Annotated in this window: 14 protein-coding genes; 3 read left to right on the top strand and 11 right to left on the bottom strand. The window is 65.0% G+C overall.

What is annotated here, in order from left to right:
- From C7C56_RS01970 to C7C56_RS01950, 5 genes are all read right to left on the bottom strand, one after another.
- The coding region (locus C7C56_RS01970; RefSeq protein WP_106755826.1) for a ThuA domain-containing protein at positions 1–774 on the bottom strand (774 nt) is incomplete at its 3' end.
- Positions 775–785: 11 nt separating this feature from the next.
- Positions 786–1,688: a hypothetical protein gene (locus C7C56_RS01965; RefSeq protein ID WP_106755825.1), complete on the bottom strand. Its 903-nt coding sequence runs from the start codon at positions 1,686–1,688 to the stop codon at positions 786–788.
- A gap of 6 nt (positions 1,689–1,694) precedes the next feature.
- Positions 1,695–3,563, bottom strand: coding sequence for a glycosyl hydrolase 115 family protein (locus C7C56_RS01960; RefSeq protein ID WP_181372981.1), 1,869 nt, complete (start codon positions 3,561–3,563; stop codon positions 1,695–1,697).
- A gap of 198 nt (positions 3,564–3,761) precedes the next feature.
- Entirely contained in the window at positions 3,762–4,430 is a 669-nt protein-coding gene (locus tag C7C56_RS01955; protein ID WP_146204242.1) for a hypothetical protein, read from the bottom strand.
- Positions 4,431–4,791: 361 nt separating this feature from the next.
- The gene (locus tag C7C56_RS01950; RefSeq protein WP_181372980.1) at positions 4,792–5,043 is read right to left on the bottom strand and encodes an FCD domain-containing protein; all 252 of its coding nucleotides are present in this window, start codon (positions 5,041–5,043) and stop codon (positions 4,792–4,794) included.
- Between the two features lie 363 nt (positions 5,044–5,406).
- On the opposite strand from C7C56_RS01950, the gene galB reads away from it, so the two are divergent.
- Both galB and C7C56_RS01940 read left to right on the top strand, forming a co-directional pair.
- Positions 5,407–7,911 carry a beta-galactosidase GalB gene (galB, locus tag C7C56_RS01945; protein ID WP_106755821.1) on the top strand — a complete coding sequence of 835 codons (2,505 nt, stop codon included), beginning with the start codon at positions 5,407–5,409 and terminating at the stop codon, positions 7,909–7,911.
- A 523-nt stretch (positions 7,912–8,434) separates the two neighbouring features.
- Complete coding sequence (locus C7C56_RS01940; RefSeq protein ID WP_106755820.1) at positions 8,435–9,055, top strand: DUF6928 family protein; 621 nt, start codon at positions 8,435–8,437, stop codon at positions 9,053–9,055.
- A 60-nt stretch (positions 9,056–9,115) separates the two neighbouring features.
- On the opposite strand, the gene C7C56_RS01935 is transcribed toward C7C56_RS01940, so the two are convergent.
- Complete coding sequence (locus C7C56_RS01935; protein ID WP_106755819.1) at positions 9,116–9,730, bottom strand: LysE/ArgO family amino acid transporter; 615 nt, start codon at positions 9,728–9,730, stop codon at positions 9,116–9,118.
- 117 nt (positions 9,731–9,847) lie between these two features.
- On the opposite strand from C7C56_RS01935, the gene C7C56_RS01930 reads away from it, so the two are divergent.
- Positions 9,848–10,738, top strand: a complete 891-nt coding sequence (locus C7C56_RS01930) for a LysR family transcriptional regulator ArgP (RefSeq protein ID WP_106755818.1) — start codon at positions 9,848–9,850, stop codon at positions 10,736–10,738.
- Between the two features lie 98 nt (positions 10,739–10,836).
- On the opposite strand, the gene C7C56_RS01925 is transcribed toward C7C56_RS01930, so the two are convergent.
- The 5 genes from C7C56_RS01925 to C7C56_RS01905 all read right to left on the bottom strand — a co-directional run bounded on the left by C7C56_RS01925 (position 10,837) and on the right by C7C56_RS01905 (position 19,365).
- On the bottom strand, positions 10,837–11,844 hold the full coding sequence (locus tag C7C56_RS01925; protein ID WP_106755817.1) for a GSU2403 family nucleotidyltransferase fold protein: 1,008 nt from the start codon (positions 11,842–11,844) through the stop codon (positions 10,837–10,839).
- Between the two features lie 170 nt (positions 11,845–12,014).
- Complete coding sequence (locus C7C56_RS01920; RefSeq protein ID WP_106755816.1) at positions 12,015–13,037, bottom strand: transporter; 1,023 nt, start codon at positions 13,035–13,037, stop codon at positions 12,015–12,017.
- Between the two features lie 420 nt (positions 13,038–13,457).
- The gene (locus tag C7C56_RS01915) at positions 13,458–16,763 is read right to left on the bottom strand and encodes a DUF8487 domain-containing protein (RefSeq protein WP_106755815.1); all 3,306 of its coding nucleotides are present in this window, start codon (positions 16,761–16,763) and stop codon (positions 13,458–13,460) included.
- A gap of 50 nt (positions 16,764–16,813) precedes the next feature.
- Positions 16,814–17,542 carry an SDR family NAD(P)-dependent oxidoreductase gene (locus C7C56_RS01910; protein ID WP_106755814.1) on the bottom strand — a complete coding sequence of 243 codons (729 nt, stop codon included), beginning with the start codon at positions 17,540–17,542 and terminating at the stop codon, positions 16,814–16,816.
- On the bottom strand, positions 17,542–19,365 hold the full coding sequence (locus C7C56_RS01905; RefSeq protein ID WP_106755813.1) for a rhamnogalacturonan lyase: 1,824 nt from the start codon (positions 19,363–19,365) through the stop codon (positions 17,542–17,544). The genes C7C56_RS01910 and C7C56_RS01905 overlap by 1 nt, the downstream gene beginning before the upstream one ends.
- Positions 19,366–20,264: the final 899 nt, after the last annotated feature.

The following is a 20,264-nucleotide window of genomic DNA, read 5'->3' as shown; positions in this document are numbered from 1 at the left end:
ACGACTTTTGGTGCGACAGCCCTGCGGGTCGGCCATCCCGGCCTCGTTGTGCGCCAGCGTCATGCTAAATACCTTCGTTTGCCGCGGACCGTAGTGATGGACCCAGGCCACGTTGGCAGTGCGGGTCCGGTCGGCCGCATTCCTGGCCATGGGCTGCATGCCCACCAGGACCGGGATCACATCGAACGAGGTCAGATTGTTGTACAGCTCCTCGTCGGCGGTGTTGAAAGACTCAAATCCCATGGCGATGGTGTGTCCGGCAGGACTGGCAGCGAGGCGGATCGGCGATTGCGGTCCATGCCCGCTCGACTGGATGCCAGTGTATTCGAACCATCTGGCATTGCTGTCGCCCGCCCGGACGGGGCGCTTCCAGTCGCCCGAGCGGTAGGAATGCATGGCGCAGTGCAGGTTGACGCCGGGCGTGCCCTGGCGATGCGGAGCGAGCACCGCGTCCAACACGGCCGGGCTGTCTTCATCGGCCGCGCACTCGTTGTGGATCACGACGTCGTAGCCGTCCGCATAGCGCGGATTGCCGTAGATGGGCAGCGCCGGGCGGGTGGCGCGCTCGCCGGCTTTTGGGTCGTGGAACAGCTGCGTGACTTGGACGTGGATCCTGGCCTTCAATCCGGTTTCGAGTATTTCCCTCTGCCTTGCATAGTCGTGGCAGCAGCCGCCGCTGACGATCAGCACCTTGATCGGTTTGACGGGTTCGGCGCGCAAAAGCTGTGTGGTGCCGAGGACGAGCGCCAGGGCGAGGGAGAATGGTGGCAGCATGGTTTTCTTTTTTAGTCTTGATTGGCGGAGGGTGGCTTTCCGTAGTACTTGGCAGCCCCCTCGAAACTGATCTCGATCCGGTCCAGCACAAAGCCCGGGTCGAGCGCGTGCACGCGCAAACGGTGCGGCCCGGGCTTTAAGCTGGCAAGCGCCCGGGTGCGCACGGCGGTATTGGTCAGCGTGTTCGCCTTCCATTCCTCGCTGCGGCCGTGGGTGGCGAAATCGATCACCTCCACAGGGCCGCCATCGAGGCTGATGGCGATGCGCAGCTGGTTTTTGGACGTGAGCACATGGACGGGCAGGGCGACCAGTTTGAGTTGCGCCGCCTCTTTCGAATGGCTGGCGAATGCAAAGTCCAGCGCGGGCCCGGACGGCGCCACAGATGCATCGATCGATTCGAGCGACAGTTTCGCTCGCATGCTGGCGCCGTAGCTGCCAAGGCCCGGAACCAGCGCCCAGCCTTTGGCCGCGACGGCCTGTGTCGCCGGCATGGTGATTATTTGCTCGTGTTCTGTGGCCACGTCGTTCGCGGCGCCGCGGGAGAACGCGACCTTCGGCTGGAGTTTCGCCGTTCCGCATTGGAAGCTGAGCGCTTCGCCGATCTTGCTGCCGTCGTAGCTTACCTTGACGCGCTGTTCGAAGCCGTTCTCGTCGTTCAATTCGCCCGCGAGCGCCGACAGCTTGAAACCGGCGGAGACGCTGGCCGCCGACCAGGCCAGCGCCCGCGCCGCGTAGTTGATGATGGTGATCGTCTTGGTCTCGGCCCGCCCGCTGGTGAAGGCGAGGGTGCCGCTGCGCGGCGAGAGCGGCGTCGGGTAGGCCAAGGCGCAGTCGCGGCGCGACGGCGAATCGTCGTAGGTGGGAAACAGCGGCGCGCCGAACACCGGCAACCGGCGTGGCGCCGCGTCCATCATGCCGCGCTACTTGCCATTGCCCTGTTCGTTGTATTGGGCGGTGTCGGCGGCGATGGCCGCCTGGGCCGCTTTGGCCTGCAGCGCGTACCGATGGGCCGAAGGACGTCCCTGGCGCGCGTATTGGGCCGCCAGTTCGAGCTTGAGGATGCGGGTGTTGAGATTGGCGCTGGCGCGCACAGGGTATAGAACGAGCTGGAAATAGGCGTCTTTGAGCCCGGCGGGAAGCGCCGCCGCAACCGCCTGCGCGCGCGTGACCAGCGATTGGTAGCGCTCGAGACGCAGCTCGGCTTCCTCGCCGCCGGCTTGCATATAGTCGGTCCGGCGCGTCGCGGTGGTGGGCTCGGTCTGGCTGAAGCCCATGAACTCGGGGCGCCGTTCCCACGCGAGGTCGTAGTAGGACGTCATGATGGATGCGTTTTCGGCGGCATGCGCGGCGCCGAATTGGGCCGCCATCCAGGCCTCGAGGTGCGCGCGCGGCGTGATGTCGACCTTGTTGCGGTCGAACGCGAGGTCGAGGAAGTACTGCGTCAGGTACTCCGCCGGCTTGATGTCGCCGACATTGACGATCCAGGTCTTGCGCGCGCCGGTGCTTAGCGCGCGCTCGAGCTGGTCGCGGATCAGCGCGGGATGGGTGGTGCCCAGCCACAGGTAGTCGTGCGGGCGCCCCCAGTACGATATGTGATAGTAGAGCCCCGCGCCGCCTGCGCGCTTGGCCTCCCCGGCGGTGCTGAGCTGGTGCAGGTAGCCGTAGTTGTCGTCGGGCCAGATCAGGGTGATATCGTCGGGCACCCTGAGGCCGGCCTTGTAGATCTCGAGAACCTCCTTGTACAGCGTGAGCGCTTGTGGAATCTGCCGCGCCGGCTTGCCCTGCGCCTTGCTGAGCAACTCGCGCTGGACGGCGATGGCGGCGCCGACGCCGTCGCGCGCTTCGTCCACATTGCGCGCGCCCTCCATGGCCGAATCATGGATGCCGCGGATGCCGGTCGAATACATGTTCTCGAAACCCTTGACCTGCTCGGCGCGCTCGGACCAGTAGCGCACCAGCGAATCGCGGTTGCTGAAAAAATTGAAGGCGCCGCGGGTTTTTTTATCCCATTCGCGCACGTTGTTGCGCATCATCGGCTCCGCATGGGAGGTGCCGACCACGATCGCGTAGTCGCCCGCGGTCTGCGCATTGCCCGCCATTTGGTAGAACGGTTTGGTCGATTCGTGCATGGCGGGCCAGACGATGTTGGCCTTGAGGCGCCATAACAATTCGAAGATGCGCGAATAGGTCGCCGGTCCGATATCGCCGCTGGGGTCGAAGGTTTTTGCGGCCCAGGGCTGCAGGCCCCAGTCCTCGTCGTTTAAAAACACGCCGCGGTACTGGACGTGCGGGGTGGTCGACAACACGCGTTTCGCATCGACCGACACCAGCTCGCGCAGCGGCGGTTTGACGTCGGCCCACCACTCGAACGCCGAGACGCCAAGCTCGCGCGTGAGGTCGACCACGCCATAGACGGCGCCGCGGGTGTCCGAGCCGGCGATCAGCAGGATCTGCGTGCCGGGACGGCGGCGCGATGCGATGACGACGCGCTCGTAGCGCTCCCATTGGTTCTTGAGCGCGGAGAGGTCGACGCCTTCGGCCCGCGCGATCGCGCGCACCAGGGGCGAGTCGTGGCGGCCGATGACGATGCAGGTCTTGGCGCAGTCGTCGAGCCGGGTCGCGCGCGCAGGCTTTTTTCCGCCGACGCTGCGCAGGTCGCGCCGCAGCAGGTCGGCGGCGAGCCTCATGCTGACGTGGTCTTCGTGCAGGATGGCGGCGGCGCCTTGCGGGCCCGACAACTGCAGGGGCGCCGCGGTGACGCAGGTCGGAAAGACCACTAGGAGGCCCAAGAGGATCGGGAATAAGCGCTGCGCCAGTATCTGCATGTCGGAAAGTTATTGCTGTATTAATATATTAGCTGATTGACTTTAGAGCGTGTGCTCTCAGCGTAGCCCATCTTAGTCGTTTTTGATGCCCTTGCGGTCGCAACAAGGCCGATCAATCATCCGATTGACCAAGGCATGGGCTGGTAGCGCCGGGTGGGTGCTTCAGTCGAAGCTGCAATGGTCGGCCAGGACGTCGTCGGCGCGCCGCGATCGTCCAAGGCGGCGATCGGACAGGCTTGCCGCCTTCGCATTGGCGTGCTCGACGAAAGAGAGCGCGGTCTTGAGCGCGCTGGCCATGCTTGCCGCAGCCACGGTCATGGTCTCGATCGGGGAAACCGGCGCCGGCGCTTGCAGCTGGGCGCGGCGCAGCGTGTCCGCCGATTTCCAGATGCGCTCGCCGGGCAGCAGAACCCACAGTTCGCGCCACGCGTTGCGGCCGCCGCCGGCCACGGCCAGGGTGAATTGCCGCGGCGAGAGCGCGCGGCCCTCGTACTTGATATGGTCGCCCGTGACGCGCGCGTAGAAGGATTGCCCCGCGCAACAGATGCGCAAGTCTGTCCCGTCCGGAAGGAACAGGCATTTCCACTGGTAACCACGCACGCCGCCGCGCGATGGACTTGCCTTTTCGCGCGCTCTGGCGATCCATTCGTCAATGGCGATTGCGGCCGCCTGCTCCGGGAGCAAGGGTGCCCGGGTTTCGTACAAGAATTTCGACAGCGCGTCGACCGAGGTGGCAGGTACTTCGTGGGTGCGTGTGGCATTCATGCTCGTTTCCTCCGCTCGTTTTGTCTGGTTTTCTCGCTTCTCCTCTTTGTTCGACAAGGCAAACACGGCAGAGTTCAAACACGACAAAACGAGCACGAACGCGTGCGGCGAACGAGCACGAATGCCAGAGGGAGTTGGGCAGGCCCGCCCGCCCCCCCTCGCCGCAATTCCAATCGGGAACAAGCGCGCATTGCCGGCACGCAAAAACGGTCCGGTCTGCATCAGATCGAAGCCGCCGCCGATCAGGACCGGTCCGAGCCGTACGGGCGGCCCCGGTCCGGTCGTGGCTGACCCGCGGCACCTTGAACCAATTGCGCTGCCGGCCACCAGCCCGGGCGCTTAAATTCCAATCGGAAACAAGCCCTCGTTGTGGGCCGACCACAAATTGCCGCTGCGGAAAAACGGTTCGGTCTGCATCATGTTGAAGCTAGGAGCCTGCTGCCAGCGCCTTGATGCTATCGTCGAAATGCAAGCCCATCAGCTCGCCGGCCTTGGCCGGGTCGCAGTCCTTTATCGTCTGCGCGATGTTCACGTGCAGATCCGCCATCGCCGCGCGGTCCGTGTTCGCGGTATGGCTGCGCCAGCCGATCGGCCACGTATGGCGGGGCACGTCGGTAGACGCGCTGATGATGAGGGCAAAGACCGGATTGCGCGAGGCCTGGCCGCTCAGTTGGTGCATGCGCTCATGTCGATATCTTCGCAAAACTTGTATGACAGGATTCAATATCGCCATCACAGAACTTGCAACACCCTGCTTAGGGCCTGACCAACTTGCTACTGACTCGCCGTCGGTCGCGCCGGCGCAACTGCCTTTGGGCCTTGCTGCGCGACGAGTCCTGCATGCCGTTGGAGCCGGGGCGGGCGGGCTGATTCACGGCCCGTCAAGCCTTGGCGCGAACGCCGCCCACTTTAGGCGGAGCGCTTTAAAGTCAAGGGCCGGCGGTGCTGGGCGAAACACTCACGCCATTGACTGAAGGCGTCTTGAAATGGGCGCCTATGCGCGCGCATACTGGACGCCCCATCCGCCCCAAAGTGCGTCCCCATGCGATCTTTTCGTCCGCTGTTGCTGATCGTGGCAGCCAGCCTGTTTTTTTCCTCCCATGCGCTTGCGCAGGCGGCGCGCGAGCGCGTCTCGTTCAACGCGGACTGGCGCTTCGCGAAGGGCGAGCCGCCCGGCGGCGGAGCCGGCAGCGGCGTCGACGACGCGCGCTGGCGCAAGCTCGACCTGCCGCACGATTTCGGCATCGAGGGCCCGTTCAAGCAGGAGTACGAGGGCGAGACGGGCAAGCTGCCCTGGTGGGGCGTGGCCTGGTACCGCAAGCATTTCGTGGCGCCAGCCGGCGACGCGGGACGCCGCGTGTACCTCGACATCGACGGCGCCATGTCGCACGCGACCGTTTGGCTCAACGGCCAGCAGGTCGGCGGTTGGCCCTATGGCTACACCTCGTTCCGGGTCGACCTGACCGCGCAGCTCAAACCCGGCGCCGCCAATGTGCTGGCGATCCGCGTCGACAATCCGCCCGATTCCTCGCGCTGGTATCCGGGCGGCGGCATCTACCGCAATGTCTGGCTGGTCAAGACGGCGCCGCTGCACGTGGCCCACAACGGCGTCTTTGTCACCACCCCCATCGTCAAGCCCGACGCGGCCACGGTCGACATCCAGGTCACGCTCGAAAACAACGGCCTTGATGGCGCCGGCCGGGTCTCGAGCGCCATCTACGCGCTCGACGCGACGGGACGGCGCAGCGGTCCGGCGCTTGCCCAGAGCGCCGCCTCGGCCCTGACCAAGGTCGGCGCCGGGCGCCAGATCCTGCTCGCGCAATCGCTGCGGGTGGGCCAGCCCAAGCTGTGGAGCCCGACCACCCCGCAGCGCTACGTCGCCGTGACCACGGTCAGCGACAAGGCCGGCGTGGTCGACGAGGTCGAAACACCGTTCGGCATCCGCACCATCGCCTTCGACGCGGAGCGCGGGCTTTTCATGAACGGCGAGCGGGTGGCGATCCGGGGCGTGTCGATGCACCACGACCTCGGCGCGCTTGGCGCCGCGCTCAATGTGCGCGCGCTCGAACGCCAGCTCGAGATTTTGCGCGAGATGGGCGTCAACGCGATCCGCACCACCCACAACCCGGCCGCGCCGGAACTGCTCGACCTGGCCGACCGCATGGGCTTCCTGATCGTCGAGGAGGCCTTCGACGCCTGGCGCAAGGGCAAAAAGAAGAACGACTACGGCCGCCTGTTCGACGAGTGGCACGAGAGGGACCTGCGCGCGATGGTGCGGCGCGACCGCAACCACCCGAGCGTGATCCTGTGGAGCATCGGCAACGAGATCCGCGAACAGGGCGAGCCGGAGGGATGGAAGGTGGCGGCGCGCCTGTCCGACATCGTGCGCAGCGAGGACCGCACCCGCCCGACCACTGCCGGATTCAACCACGTCGGCTCGGGCTACAACGGCTTCCAGACGGCGGTCGACGTGGTCGGCTACAACTACAAGCCGTGGGAATACCCCAAATTCCACCAGCACTCGCCGCACATCCCTGTGCTCGGCAGCGAGACCGCATCGACCGTCAGCTCGCGCGGCGAGTATTTTTTTCCGGTCAGCGACGACAAGTCCAAGGGCCTGGCCAATTTCCAGGTGAGCAGCTACGACCTGTCGGCGCCGCGCTGGGCCTCGGCCCCCGAGCTCGAATTCAAGGGGCTCGACGACAACCCCTTCGTCGCCGGCGAATTCGTCTGGACCGGCTTCGACTACCTTGGCGAGCCGACCCCGTACAACGACGACGCCACCAATGTGTTCAACTTCACCGATCCGGCGGAGCAGAAGCGGGCCGAGAAGGAATTGGCCGATCTGCGCAAGATCGCGGTGCCGTCGCGCAGTTCGTATTTTGGCATTGTCGACCTGGCCGGCTTCAAGAAGGACCGCTTCTACCTGTACCAGGCGCGCTGGCGCCCGGAGCTGCCGATGGCGCACCTGCTGCCGCACTGGAGCTGGCCCGAGCGCGTCGGCCAGGTCACGCCGGTGCACCTGTACACCTCGGGCGACGAGGCCGAGCTGTTCCTCAACGGCCAGTCGCAGGGCCGAAAAAAGCGCGGCCCGCACGATTACCGCCTGCGCTGGGACGACGTGGTGTACCAGCCCGGCGCCTTGCGCGCGGTGGTCTACAAAGGGGGCAAGCCGTGGGCGGAGGATGCCGTGCACACCGCCGGCAAGGCCGGCAAGCTGGCGCTGTCGGCGGACCGCAAGCTGCTCACGGCCGACGGCAAGGACCTGTCGTTCGTGACGGTGACGGTCACCGACAGGCAAGGGCGGCCGGCGCCGCGCGCCGCCAACCTGGTGCGCTTTAGCGTGAGCGGGCCGGCCGAACTGGTGGCCACCGACAATGGCGACGCCACCAGCCATGTGTCGTTCCAGTCGCCAGAGCGCGCCGCCTTCAACGGCCTGGTGCTGGCGATAGTGCGGACCAAGGCCGGCGCGGCGGGTCCGATCGTGGTCACCGCCGCGAGCGCGGGGATGGCAAGCGTGAAGCTGACCTTGAACAGCAAGCCCTAAGTGTAGCGGCTTGCATTTGAAAACGGCCATGCTCGCATTCGACGCCTTTTCCGGCCCGAATTAACTGCAAAGGACGGTAGGGCCGTGCTCACGCTATCTGCAAACGTGCTCGCAGTCGATCGCGCTGGCTTGCATTCCATGACAGCGTGCTCATGCTCATGCTCATGCTCACTGCAAATACCGAAAGGCCATGGATTTCGTCTCGTTGGTGGCTGAACCATCGGTCGACGATGTCTCAAATGTACCGCATCAATCCATGTGAAACATAAAAAGTGTCCCGATGACAGTGCCTCGCATGGTTGTGCCTGTACGGTACAAATCGTCGACAGGTAACTTTCCGCTTTCGGCCAAGTGGACATTGAGTGGTTCGCTAACGCAGCGATGCCAGGCAAGTAGTTCATCTCAGCACGCTCAACGTTCTTTGGGGCGGTAGCGGTCGCTCAAGTATGATGGCTGCGTTTTTCTCCCTCCTGAAATTGCTGGCGTATACTTCCGGGTGTCTCAACAATCACAAGGACTGCAAATGGGTGCGAAAACCTGGATGCTGCTGTACAGCGAAGGCAATGCGGCAGAGATCTTGAAGAGCAATCCAGTCATGGACCGGAGCGCGACGACCGAGCTGGTCAAGCGACTGTATGGTCTGGAAGTCAATCCGCTCGAGGAAGATGGCGACTTGTCGTACACCTGCCCGTATGACAAGGAAATTATCGCCGGCCGTTTTCCCGGGCTCGCCGTCCTGGCAGCGGACGAATTCTGCATCGACCATCCTTCGCAGCTGGACCCAAAATTCATAGAGGCGTTTTCCTCTGGGACCCTATACCTGCACGCGATGCACAGCGTCGTCGATTTTTTTGGCTTCGCGGTCTGGAAGGACGGGACGCTGCAGCGCTCGCTGAGCCTGAGTCCCGATTCCGGCATCCTGGATGATATCGGCTCCCGGTTGCCCTTCGAAGTGCCCTTCTGGGCGGGCGAGCACCCGGCAGTCGATCCTGACGACGAGGACGACAGCTATCCCTTCGTGTTCCATCCACTGGAACTCGGTGAAGCGGCGTTGAAGGAATTCTTCGGGTACCAGCTCGAAGGGATGATCGATTCCTCCCTGATCGAGCCGGGGGATATCCCGCTGATGGTGTTCAAGCGATAGTTATGAAGACGCCGATGCCCACGTGAGCAGGGCCCGTGCGTCGCTTGCACGGTGTGCGAATCAGGCGCCCGATGCGACCGAAGCCGACAAGGCGAGCATTGTCGTGCCGGCTATCCCATCGATCCATTTCCATGCGACGGGCCGCGCGAACCAGCGTGACAAGCGCGTCGCCCCGTAGCCCAAGGCGGTGAACCAGAGCGCCGACGCGCACATGGCGCCGGCGGCGAACGAGGGCCTCGCGGCCGCCCCGAAGCCGCCACCGATCGCGCCCAGCAGCACGACCGTGTCGAGATAGACGTGCGGGTTGAGCAGCGACAGCGCGAACACGCTGACGAGCGCCTCGCGCGCGCTTGCCTTGGGCCGCGCCGCGCCGGTTTGCATGGACGCCTCGGCAAACACGGCGCGCCAGCTGCGCAGACCGTACCAAAGCAAAAACGCGGCGCCGCCCCATTTGGCCACGGACAGCAGAAGCGGGGACGACTGGACCAGGGTGCCGACCCCGGCCACACCGAGCGCGATCAGCGAAGCATCGATCAAAATGCAGCTGAGCACCGTCAATCCCACATGCTCGCGCGCGATCCCGGTCCTGATCACATGGATATTCTGCGCGCCGATCGCCATGATCAAGCCGAGCCCCAGGCCCAATCCGTTAAGAAAAACTGATACGTCAAACATGCTGTTGCCCGTGGTAGGTGAACGAAGAGGCTCATCTTGCCCGTTCGGAGTGTTTGGAAACAGTAGATTTAATTTTTTTTTGGTATGATTAAATTTTGCTAATCTAAGGGGGCAACCATGCTCGACACGCGAAAAGGCGAGGCGCTGCTCGCTGTGATCGACAGTGGCAGCTTCGAGCAGGCTGCCGTTCGCCTGCATTTGACGCCTTCGGCGGTATCTCAGCGCGTGAGCGCCTTGGAAAGCGAATTGGGCATGCCGCTGATCATCCGCGGCAAACCATGCCGCGCCACCGTCGCCGGGCACCGGCTGGTGCAATACCTGCGCCGCAGCCGCCTGCTCGAAGACGAGTTTCTTGCCGACAGCGGCGCGGGGCCCGCCGGTCCGCTCAGCGTGGCGCTCGCCGTCAACAACGACACGCTGGCCACCTGGCTGCTGCCCGGCCTCGCTTCCTTCCTGATCGGCGAACAAATCCTGCTCGACATCTTGCTCGATGACCAGGACCACACCTACACCTTGCTGTCGCAGGGGCTGGCGCTGGCGGGCGTGTCGAGCGAAGCGCAGGCGTTGCGCGGTTGCGAGGTGCAGTTGCTGGGCGCGATGCGCTACCGCCTGCTGGCCGCGCCGGCGTTCGCCGGGAAGTGGTTTCCGCAAGGCTTGCAGCGCGAGGCGGCGCGCGTTGCCCCTTTGCTGCAATTCGACCGCAAGGACACGCTGCAGTCGGCTTTCCTGCTGCGCGAACTGGGGCTGCCACCGGGCAGCTACCCGAGCCAATACGTGCCGGCGAGCGAGGCCTTCATGCGCGCCATCTTGCTCGGGCTCGGTTACGGGATGCTTCCGGAACTGCAGTATGGCGATCTGGTCGAGAAGGGCGAATTGATCGACCTGGCGCCCGACAAGCCGACCGACGTGATGCTGTATTGGCATACGTGGCGCGTGCAGTCGCCCAAACTGGAACGGCTGGGCGAACAGCTTGTGGCGGCGGCGCGCGGCGCCATGCGGCAGGGATGAAGCTGTCGTGGACCAACAAGCCATTAGTCCGCCTCGCGACTCGCGCCTTGCGTCGCGTCGAGCCCCGCACGTATTTATTCACGTATTTATTCACTTATCTAAGGACGTCCGATCATGTGGCGCACCTCGGTCGGAAAGACTTTAATATCTTCGAAACTCAGATTGGGAAAATACTTCTGTATAAGCTGTACAACGACCTTTGCTTGGTTGGCGTCGCGCGTTTTTTTCAGCGGCTCTCGATCACGGTCTTGTGCCATCCAGACTTTGAAGAGCGCAAAAGCGCGCGGATCGACCGTCATCATATTTGCCATTTCGCCGTTCGTGCCCACCACGACCGCCTCGAACTTGGGCGCACTGAGCAGCCAATCGGCATTGCGCGCACTGACCGCCCAAAAGTCTTCTGAATTTTCGATAAGTTGCGCCGGCTCCCTGTCGCTGCCCGGCCCGAGCCGTCGGATGATGTCTATTTGATAGCCGGCGGCGTTCATCGCGGTGTAAAGCTGAGTCGGCCGAAGCAGTTCGAATGTTTTGTCCACACGCTTCAGTAAGCCCAGCAGTCCGGTGGGCGTAATCTTCTCTCTCGTTGCGAGAGTCAATCGTTTTCGGTTATCCCAAAGCAGGTCTAGGTCTTCGGTTGCAAGGTGTTCGTCGTCAATGCGCACGCCTGCCGCGGCCTCGTACGCATACAAGGCGTTTGTGCCGACGACGGTGAGGCATTGATCCAGGCCAGAGTCGGTGATCGCGTTCAAGATATCGATGATGGTCTTATCGACTCGTTCGAGGAGCATGGCCTTGTTCAGGCGTACATTCTGCGCCATCTTCTCACGCAGGTTCGCGAGGCGTTGCTCGAGTTCGTTCTTCCGGGAGTGGAATTTTTCAAAGATGAGTTCAGTGTCAGGCGAGCGCGCACCAAATCCTTTCTGCGCGCCACCGCGCGCGGCGCGGATGAGATACCCTCTACCATCGACTTCTCGCCAGAACATTGTTCCTTCGAACGATTTGACTTCCTTTTCGGCTTGGCGCAGTCCCAAAAAAACCTGGCGCGCGTTGATGTATTGCCTCCGCGCGCCCCCCTCCAACTCCGTTATCGAATATGATGTATCCATGATACCTAGATTATAATCTAAGTCTTTGAATGTAAAGAGTTTTCAGTGAATATCCAGATTTCCCTCAATTTCGTTGAAATTGTTTACGATTCAAAGGCTTATGTTGTTTTGTCCCGGAGGTGGTCATTCCAGAGCGGGCTCGGCTGATGAAGGACGCTCTGGGTAGGCTGCTAGCGCTTCCTTTGCAGCCGCAGCACGACCGCCCCGGCGCCGGCGGTGAACGTGAGCACGATCGCGGCGATGATCCAGAAACCGCTCCCGTGTCCAGACAACGGCACCCCGCCCACGTTCATTCCGAGCAGGCCGGCGATGATATTGATCGGCAAGGCCAGCACGGTCACGATGGTCAACACGAACAGGCTGCGGCCGTTCTCCTCGTTGACGCGCGCCGCGATTTCCTCCTGCAGCAGCTTGATGCGTTCCTGCAGCGACGACAGGTCGCTCAGGACGACCGCGAACTCCTCGGTCGATTGGCGCAGCTCCTGGGTGTCTTGCTCGGCCATCCACGCCGGCGGACGCTGCAACAGCCGGAACAGGGCGGCGGGCTCGGGCGCGAGCAGCCGCTGCAGCCGCACCAGCACGCGCCGCATCGCCCCCAGGTCCTCGCGCTTGTGGCGCATGCGGCCTGCCAACAGCGTGTCTTCGATCTCGTCGACGCGCGTGACCGCCTTGCGCACGATCTCGACCAGCACATCGGCCTGGTCGCGCAGCAGGTGGGTCAGCAGTTCGACCGACGAGCCGAACGCCTCGCCTTGCAGCACCGCCCGGCGCAGGCGTTCGACCGCCTGCAGCGGCGTGCGCCGCGCGCTGATGACGACGTCCCGCGCCACGCTGATCCAGAGGGTCGATATGTCGGACGCCTCGAACGAAAAACCGTGCAGCACGTCGTTGACGACGGCGATCAGGGTGTCGTCGGCCAGCTCGATGCGGGTCGAGCGCGATCCCTGGTGCAGCGTTTCGTAGAATTCATCGGCCAGACGGGCATGCGATTTGAGCCATTTTTCGCTAGCCGCGTTCGACAGGTTGAAATGGAGCCAGACGAACTCGCCGCGGCCGCGGCGCGCCCGGTCGCCCATCCAGGCCTTGGCCTCCACCGAATCGAGCGCCTCGGCGGCGGCGCCGTCGGGGCCGAACCTGAAGCCCCAGACCAGGCCGGAAGGGTCGGATCCATAGCTCACTTGGATCGGTTGCATAGTTTGTCCTCGACGCGCGCGGGTGCCTTGCCGGCCACTGGGCTTCGTTAAGGCGGGCGGCAGCCCCGTGCAAAGCAGGGAGCTTAGCGGCGCTTTGTGACGCGCTGATGAATTTTGCACGCGCGGGGAGGCGCTTGTGCACAAGCCTGGAAGCCCCTGGCCTGAAATTTAGAACTCCGCATAGAAGCAAGCTCAGTATGGGTCCCCGCTTTCGCGAGGATGACGTTGGCTATTTATCGAGGATGACGTTGTGGCTATTTATCGAGGATGACGTTGTGGCTATTTATCGAGGATGACGTTGGCTATTTATCGAGGATGACGTTGGCTATTTATCGAAGATGACGTTGGCTATTTATCGAAGATGACGTTGGCTATTTATCGTTGAAGACGGTTTCTCGATTTACAGCGAGCGCCGCCAACTCATCGTTTGGGCACCGGCCGCGCCTCGTCCATGCCGACTTCGTCCACGTCGACGGTGACGGAGCGCGCGCGTTTGTATTCGAGCTCGCTGGTGCCTTCGGGCAGCCGGGGGCCGGTGTAGAGCACAGCCACGTCGGCCAGCGCGACGGCGCGGTCCGCGCCGAAGCCCGACAGCGGCGTCAGGCGCAGATGGCGGGCCGTGACCGTGTGCCCGAACAGCACCCTTTGCGGATCGAAGGTCGAGACGAGCGTGGCGCGCATGACGTCGCGCCAGTTCTGGCCGTCGTCGCTGGCCTGCACCAGCAACTCGCGCACATCGCCCTGGTGGTCGCGCTGGTTCTGGCGCGGCATCAGCAGCAGGCCGTCGAACGGCACCGCCTGCGCGAATTCGATCGTCAGCGGCGGCTGCGCGCGCGGCTCATTGCGGCCCGGGTTCACCAGCGCGTAGGTGTTCGGGTCGCCGTCGACCGTGTTGCGCGCATCGGGCCAGCCGTCCGCCTTGGCGCCGAGTTTTTTCATCACGCGCGAGTCGAACAGGCCCGCGCGGATCTCGGCCGGTGCCACCGCCGTCTTGGGATCGAAGGCCGCGCTGGCCATGTAGTCGAGCACCGACTTGCGCAACTGGCGCGCGGCGACGCGCTCGTGCAGGCGGTTTTCGAGGTCGACCGTCGAGACCATCAGTTTGCCGTTGCCCACGCGCGCCTCGAACAGCACGCCCAGCTTGTAGTTGCGGTTCCAGTCGTCGATCGCCTGGACGATCGGCTGCAGGCCGCGCGGCATGCGGTCCAGGTTCATCGCCTTGGCGCGCGCGGCGATCTCGGTCCACTGCCAGTCGAAGTGCGCGGCCGTGGGAAAGCCGGCCAGCGCCGGATGCTGGTGGTCGATCCACAGGCCGAGCATGCGGCTCCAACCGGGGCTCATGAGCCGGTTCCAAAACACCGGCACGTCCGCCAGCGGCGGCGAGGTCCAGTCGAGGTCGGCCTTGTTTGGCATGTACAGCACGCTGGCGCCCGCCTGCAGGGCGCGCTCGGCCTCGTCCCACGCATGGGTGATGGTCACCCGCGCCGGCGCGGCCGCATCCAACTCGGCCGGGAACAGCCAGAAGTTCCAGTCGTTTTCGACGGCACTGCCGGCCAGCCCGACCACCAGCTTGTACTGGCCCGGCGCCGGCAGCGCTGCCAGGCTGGCATCGATGCGCCCGAGCGACTTGTTGTTGCCGATCGGGATGTCGGTGGTCGGCAGCACGCCTTGCGCCAGCGCCTTGCCGGCCGCGTCCGTGATCTTCCAGTAGGGGCGCGCGGCGCCGAGGGCGCGCCTGCCGAAGTGGGCGATATCGACCGGCACCTCGAGCCGGTCGGCAGTGGTCAGAACGAGGCGGGTCAGGCGCGCCAGCGGCACCGTCTCGCCGTTGAAACGCTTGAACTCGGCGGCGCTGGCGTAGCCCTTGGACTCCCAGAAGGTGTCGAGCAGGCCGACCAGCGCGGTGCCCTGGCCCAGGTAGTCGTGCAGGTCGAGCAACTGGTAGCCGCTCAAGCCGGGCGTGCGCATGTTGGCCTCGATCTCCTCCTTGTAGCAGGCCAGCTGGTAGCGGCCCGAGGCCCAGGCGAACTCCTTGTTTTTCTCGAGCAGGCCGTGGGCGCGCGCCGAGTCGCGGAAGATCTCGTAGTTGCCCGGGCGCAGGTAACCGGTGAATTTGTCGATCACGCCAAAGTCGGGGTAGGCCACCCACTGACCGGTCTCGTGCGAGACCACGGGTACCTTGACGCCCTCGAGCGAGGCGCGGTAGTCGCGCCCGAACCAGCCGCCCTTGTTGCGCAGCGGCTTGGGCCCGATGCGCTGGACCGCGAGGAAGTCGGTGCCGATGTCGAGCTCGGGCACCTTCGGCTCGGTGTGGCCGGTGCCGTTGGTGTAGATGCGGCGCGGGTCGCGTTGGCGGTAGTGGGCGATCCAGTCGTCGAACGGTTTCTTCCAGTTGCCCTTCGGCTCGTTGGCGGGGCTGAGCATAAGGAAGGAGGGGTGGTTGCCGATCGACCGTATCATTCGGTCGGTCTCCTCGTACAGCATCGCCTCCATCGGCGAGCCGGCGTTGACCACGTTCCACATGCCGGGCTCGGCCTGCACGTAGACGCCCACCTCGTCGGCGGCCTGGAACGCCGCTTGCGGCGGGTGGAAGGAATGGAAGCGAATGTGGTTGATGCCCCAGTCCTTGTTGATCTTGAAGACGCGCTTCCAGTAGGCGACGTCGGTCGGCGGATGGCCGGTAAGCGGAAAGTCGCCGCCGAGGTGGGTGCCGCGCATGAAGGTCGGGCGGCCGTTGACGAGGATCTCGGTGCCGCGCGTGGTGATCTGCACGAAGCCGAAGCGCAGCGCGCGCGCGTCGTCGGCGCCGGGGCCGCTCAGTTTGAGCTTGAGCGTCTGCAGCACCGGGCTCCACTCGTCCCAGGTCTTGGCGCCGGCCGGGTACTGCACGCGGATTTCGGCCTCGCCGCCTTTACCGGTCCAGCGCACGGGAAAGCGGCGGCCGTTGGCGAGCACCGTGCCGCGCCCGGACGCGCCGCCCGCGTTGCCGATGCGCAGGCGCACCAGCGCGCTCCTGTCGGCCACGTTGGGATATACCTGGGCCTCGTCGATGTACACGGGCGAGGTGGCGCGCAGTTCGACCTTGCCGATGATGCCGTTCCAGCTCTGGCCGAGCGAATCGGACACGCTGTGCGCGTCGGGCCGGTAGTCCATCAGCATGCGGTTGTCGACCCGCACGGTGATCCGGTGTTTGCCGGGCGCCAGCAGGCCAAGCTCGTAGGCGTGCTCGGCCACGAGGCTGCGGTTGGAGCCGACCTCGCGCGAGTCGACCCACAGCGTCGAGCCCCAGCGCGGGCGCTCCAGATGCAGCATCACGCGCTTGCCGCGCCAGGCGCGCGGCACCTCGATGTCGCGCTGGTACCAGGCCGCGCCGAGGTAGTGGCGCGGCGGCTGGGACAGGAACGGTACCTTGACCTTGCCCGGCGTGGTGTGGGCCTTGTAGTCGTCGCGCAGGTGCCAGTCCTTGTCGTACAGCGACAGCACCCACGGCGTTTGGGTGCTGATCTCGTCGCCATGGCCCTGCGCGTTGAGGATGCCCGGAATGTTGATGCGCCCGTCCAGCGGGCGGCCGTGCCAGCGCTCGGCCAGCCCCTGGTCGGCGCGGTCGATGGCAAAGCGCCAGCTGCCGGCCAGGTCGAGCGTCTCGGCCGCGTGCAGCGGGGCGGACAGGGCGCAGGTGCAGGCCAGCAGCGCGGCGGCCAGTCGGAATCGGGTGGTCAATTTCATGTGGACGGACTCAATCAGTGTTGATACAAAAAAGGGACGGGCCGGGTGCGTCAGAGGCGCCCCATGCGTCCGCCGTCGGCGACGATTTCCTCGCCGTTGATGAAGCGGGCCGCGTCGGAGGCGAGGAAATAGGCGAGCGCCGCGACATCTTCGGGCTGGCCCAGATCGGCCGGGTCGAGCACCTCGGCGCCGGAGCGCAGGTTGGGGCTGGCGTGCAGCATGGGCGTGTCGACGGCGCCGGGCAGGATGGCGTTGACGCGGATGCCGAGCGGCTTGCCCTCGATCGCGGCCGACCTTGTCAGGCTCGACAACGCGGCCTTGGCGGCGGCGTAGGGCGCCACCATGGGCGAGGTGCGGCGCGCGTGCACCGAGCCGATGTTGACGATGCAGCAGCCGGGCCGCATGAGGCGCAGGCCGTGCCCGGTGAGCAGCGCCGCCCCCACCAGGTTCACGTCGAGGATGCGGCGCCAGTCGGCGGCGCGCAGTTCGGCGAGCGGCCGGTAGATCATCATGCCGGCGACATTGACGATCACGTCGAGCCGGCCGAAGCGTTGCATGGCCAGTTCGACCGCGCTGGCCAGTTGGTCCTCGTCGGCGATGTCGACCCTGAAAAACGCGACCCGGCCGGCGCCGGCGCCCAGCAGGGCTGCCTCCAGCGCGGTGTCGGCCGGTGCGGCGTCGAGCAGCAGCAGCGACGCGCCCTCGGCGGCAAACGCGTGGGCGGTCGCGCGCCCGATGCCGCCGAGTGCGCCGGTGATGATGATGGAGCGCGCCGCCATCAAAGGTCCCCGGGCGGCACGTGGACCGGCTCCGGCGCCGCAGGTTCCATGCCCGCACCGAGGTGGAAGCTGGGGTGGGGCGGTTGGTTGTAGCCGGCGTTTTGCGCCGCGACCTGCACCCGGTACTGCGGGTTGTGCATCAAGGTCGGCAGGCGGTGGGCGGTCGGTAGCGCGCTGCTGAAAAGCAGCAATGAATTGTTATCTGCGCTGCGCCACACGACCTCCTCGCGCCAGTCGCCGAGCAGGTCTGCCGACAGCACCGGCGTGCTTTTGCTGCCGTTGTTGGAGGCCGCGCCGGCCGTGGCGCCATCGACCAGGGTGTCGAGGACGCCGGCCTGCGGGTTCCATTTCTGGATCTGGGTGCCGTCGAGCGATTCGCGCAGCAGGTCGCCGTCCCACCAGAGGCCGAAGTTGATGCGGCGCGGACGCTTGGGCGAGATCTGCACTCCGGCCGCGCTCATCAGGCCGCCGACCGAGCCCCAGCATTCCGCGCCGTGGTGGGCCGGGTCGATGTCCATGCAGATGCCGCGGCCCACGTCGCCACCATCGCCGTCGACCGACCACAGGATTTTGCCGGTGGCGGCGTCGTGCATCTCCATGCCGTTCTTGCCGTAGCAGGAGGGCGTCTCGTGCACCATGAACACCTGCATGCCGGCGCGCCGCGGGTCGAGCCGGCCGACGTGCAGCGCGTCGCCGTGGCACAGCCCGGTGCTGTACATCATCTTGCCGTCGCTGCCGATGGTCGCCGCGCCGAAGACGATGTCGTCGCGGCCGTCGCTGTCGACGTCGGCCACGGAGAACCAGTGCGCGCCCTGGCCGCTCACGGCGGCGCCGGCGATGTCGCTGTCGAACACCCAGCGGCTGCTCAGTTTGCCGTCGCGCCAGTCCCACGCGGCCAGCACGGCGCGCGTGTAGTAGCCGCGCGAGAACACCGCGCTCGGGCGCGCGCCGTCGAGATAGGCCACGCCGCCGAGGAAGCGGTCGACCCGGTTGCCGTGGGAGTCGCCCCAGGCGGCGACGTCGCCGCGGCCGGGCAGGTAGTCGACGCTGGCCATCGCCGCGCCGGTGAGGCCGTTGAAGACGGTCAGGTATTCCTTGCCCGCGAGGACGTAGCCGCTCGCGTTGCGGTGGTCGGCGTTGGCGACCCCGATCGCCTTGCCCACGCCGTCGACGGTGCCGTCGGCGGTCTTCATCATCAATTCGCCCTTGCCGTCGCCGTCGAAGTCGTAGGCCAGGAAGGTGGTGTAGTGCGCGCCGGCGCGGATGTTGCGGCCGAGGTCGATGCGCCACAAGCGCGTGCCGTCGAGCCGGTAGGCGTCGACGATGGTCGGGCCGGTGGCGCCCCGTTGCGAGTTGTCGCGCGCGTTGGTCGGCTGCCATTTGACGACCAGCTCGTACTGGCCGTCGCCATCGAGATCGGCGGCCGAGCCGTCGTTGACCCCATAGCGGTAGTCGGGGCCGTCGGCGGGCTTTTGCAGGGGAATGGTCAGGTAGGGCTTGCGCCAGGGAATGGCAGCGGCCGTGGCCGCCTGTTCGACGCCGTTGACGACGGCGCGCACTGTGAACCGGCCGCCGGGCGCGCCGGCGGGGGCGCTGAAATTGCTGGCGGCCAGCGGGGATTTGTTCAGTTTTCCGCCGTCGCGGTAGACGTTGAAAGTCGTCTTCGCACCATCGGTGCCAAGCACGCGCCAGCTGACAAAGACGGCGTCGCCGGTGTCGATGGCGATCAGCCCACGATCGAGCCGCTCGACTTGCTTGCCGGCGGGGGCCGCGATGGCGGCCGACGCCAGCAGCAGGAGGGGGAGGGCGCGCAGTAGTTTCATGGGAGGCGAGGGGGCTTGGTTGAGAAGGGCGGCTCGGGTGCGCGCCTGTTGGAGTCCGGCCGGGTTGATCTCCATAACTGCTGTTGATTGGTCGGGCCAGTTGTCGCGCTTGCCGAGTATCTGGCTGCCGTCAGGGCAAGTCAACAGGTCGGCGCCAGCGGCGACCAGAAAATCATCGGCGTGATTAAAGTCGGTTTGAGCGCGAAACCGGGGCAGGGGTGCGCTTGCCGGTGTTTTGCCGGGGTAGCTGGTATGCGCGAGTTCGCACGTGGCGTCGGGTTCGCAGAGGTGGCTGTTTTACGGCGACGATGCGTGCTCGGGAGGCCGTCGCGGAACAGAATGCTTTTGCCGGCGCCAGCGCGGGAACTTGTCACAGGGCAGCAGGATTGCCGCACAATCAGCTTCCGGCAGGTCTATGTGAACGACTCCCTTGCCGGATTGCCAGAATAATCGCGTCCGCCGGACTAGGAGGTGTGGACATATCAACGGCCAGTTTGTCTACCCGTCCTGCCTGAGCGGCTGGCGTCGTACAGGGCCGGAATTTTGCATTTTGGTTGGGCGCCGGTTATTGTGAAGAGCAAGGAAGTGCCGAACTCAAGCAACGTGAAATTCCTCGGTTCGAGTACTGCCGTGTTTCAGACGTTACAATTGCGAACTTGCTCGAGCAGTCGTGGCGTGCAAGCCGCCATCGTACTCCCCAAGGTGCGTTGGCAGTTTCTCGTTCGGGTGTGCTAAAGTGGACTACTCGATTGATATTAAAAGAAAAACTAGCCTGGTTTTAGATAGCACAGGCATTTTGTCGGAAAAAACCGCGCCCTTTCGAGGGCCTACTTAACGTTAGCCGTGATGACCCCTGAGGAAATCCAGTTCGAAAACAGGGCGGTTTCAAATTCCAAGCG

It is taken from the genome of Massilia glaciei, from assembly GCF_003011895.2.
Taxonomy (GTDB): Bacteria; Pseudomonadota; Gammaproteobacteria; order Burkholderiales; family Burkholderiaceae_D; genus Telluria_A; species Telluria_A glaciei.
This window is presented reverse-complemented; position numbering and strand designations above follow the sequence as displayed.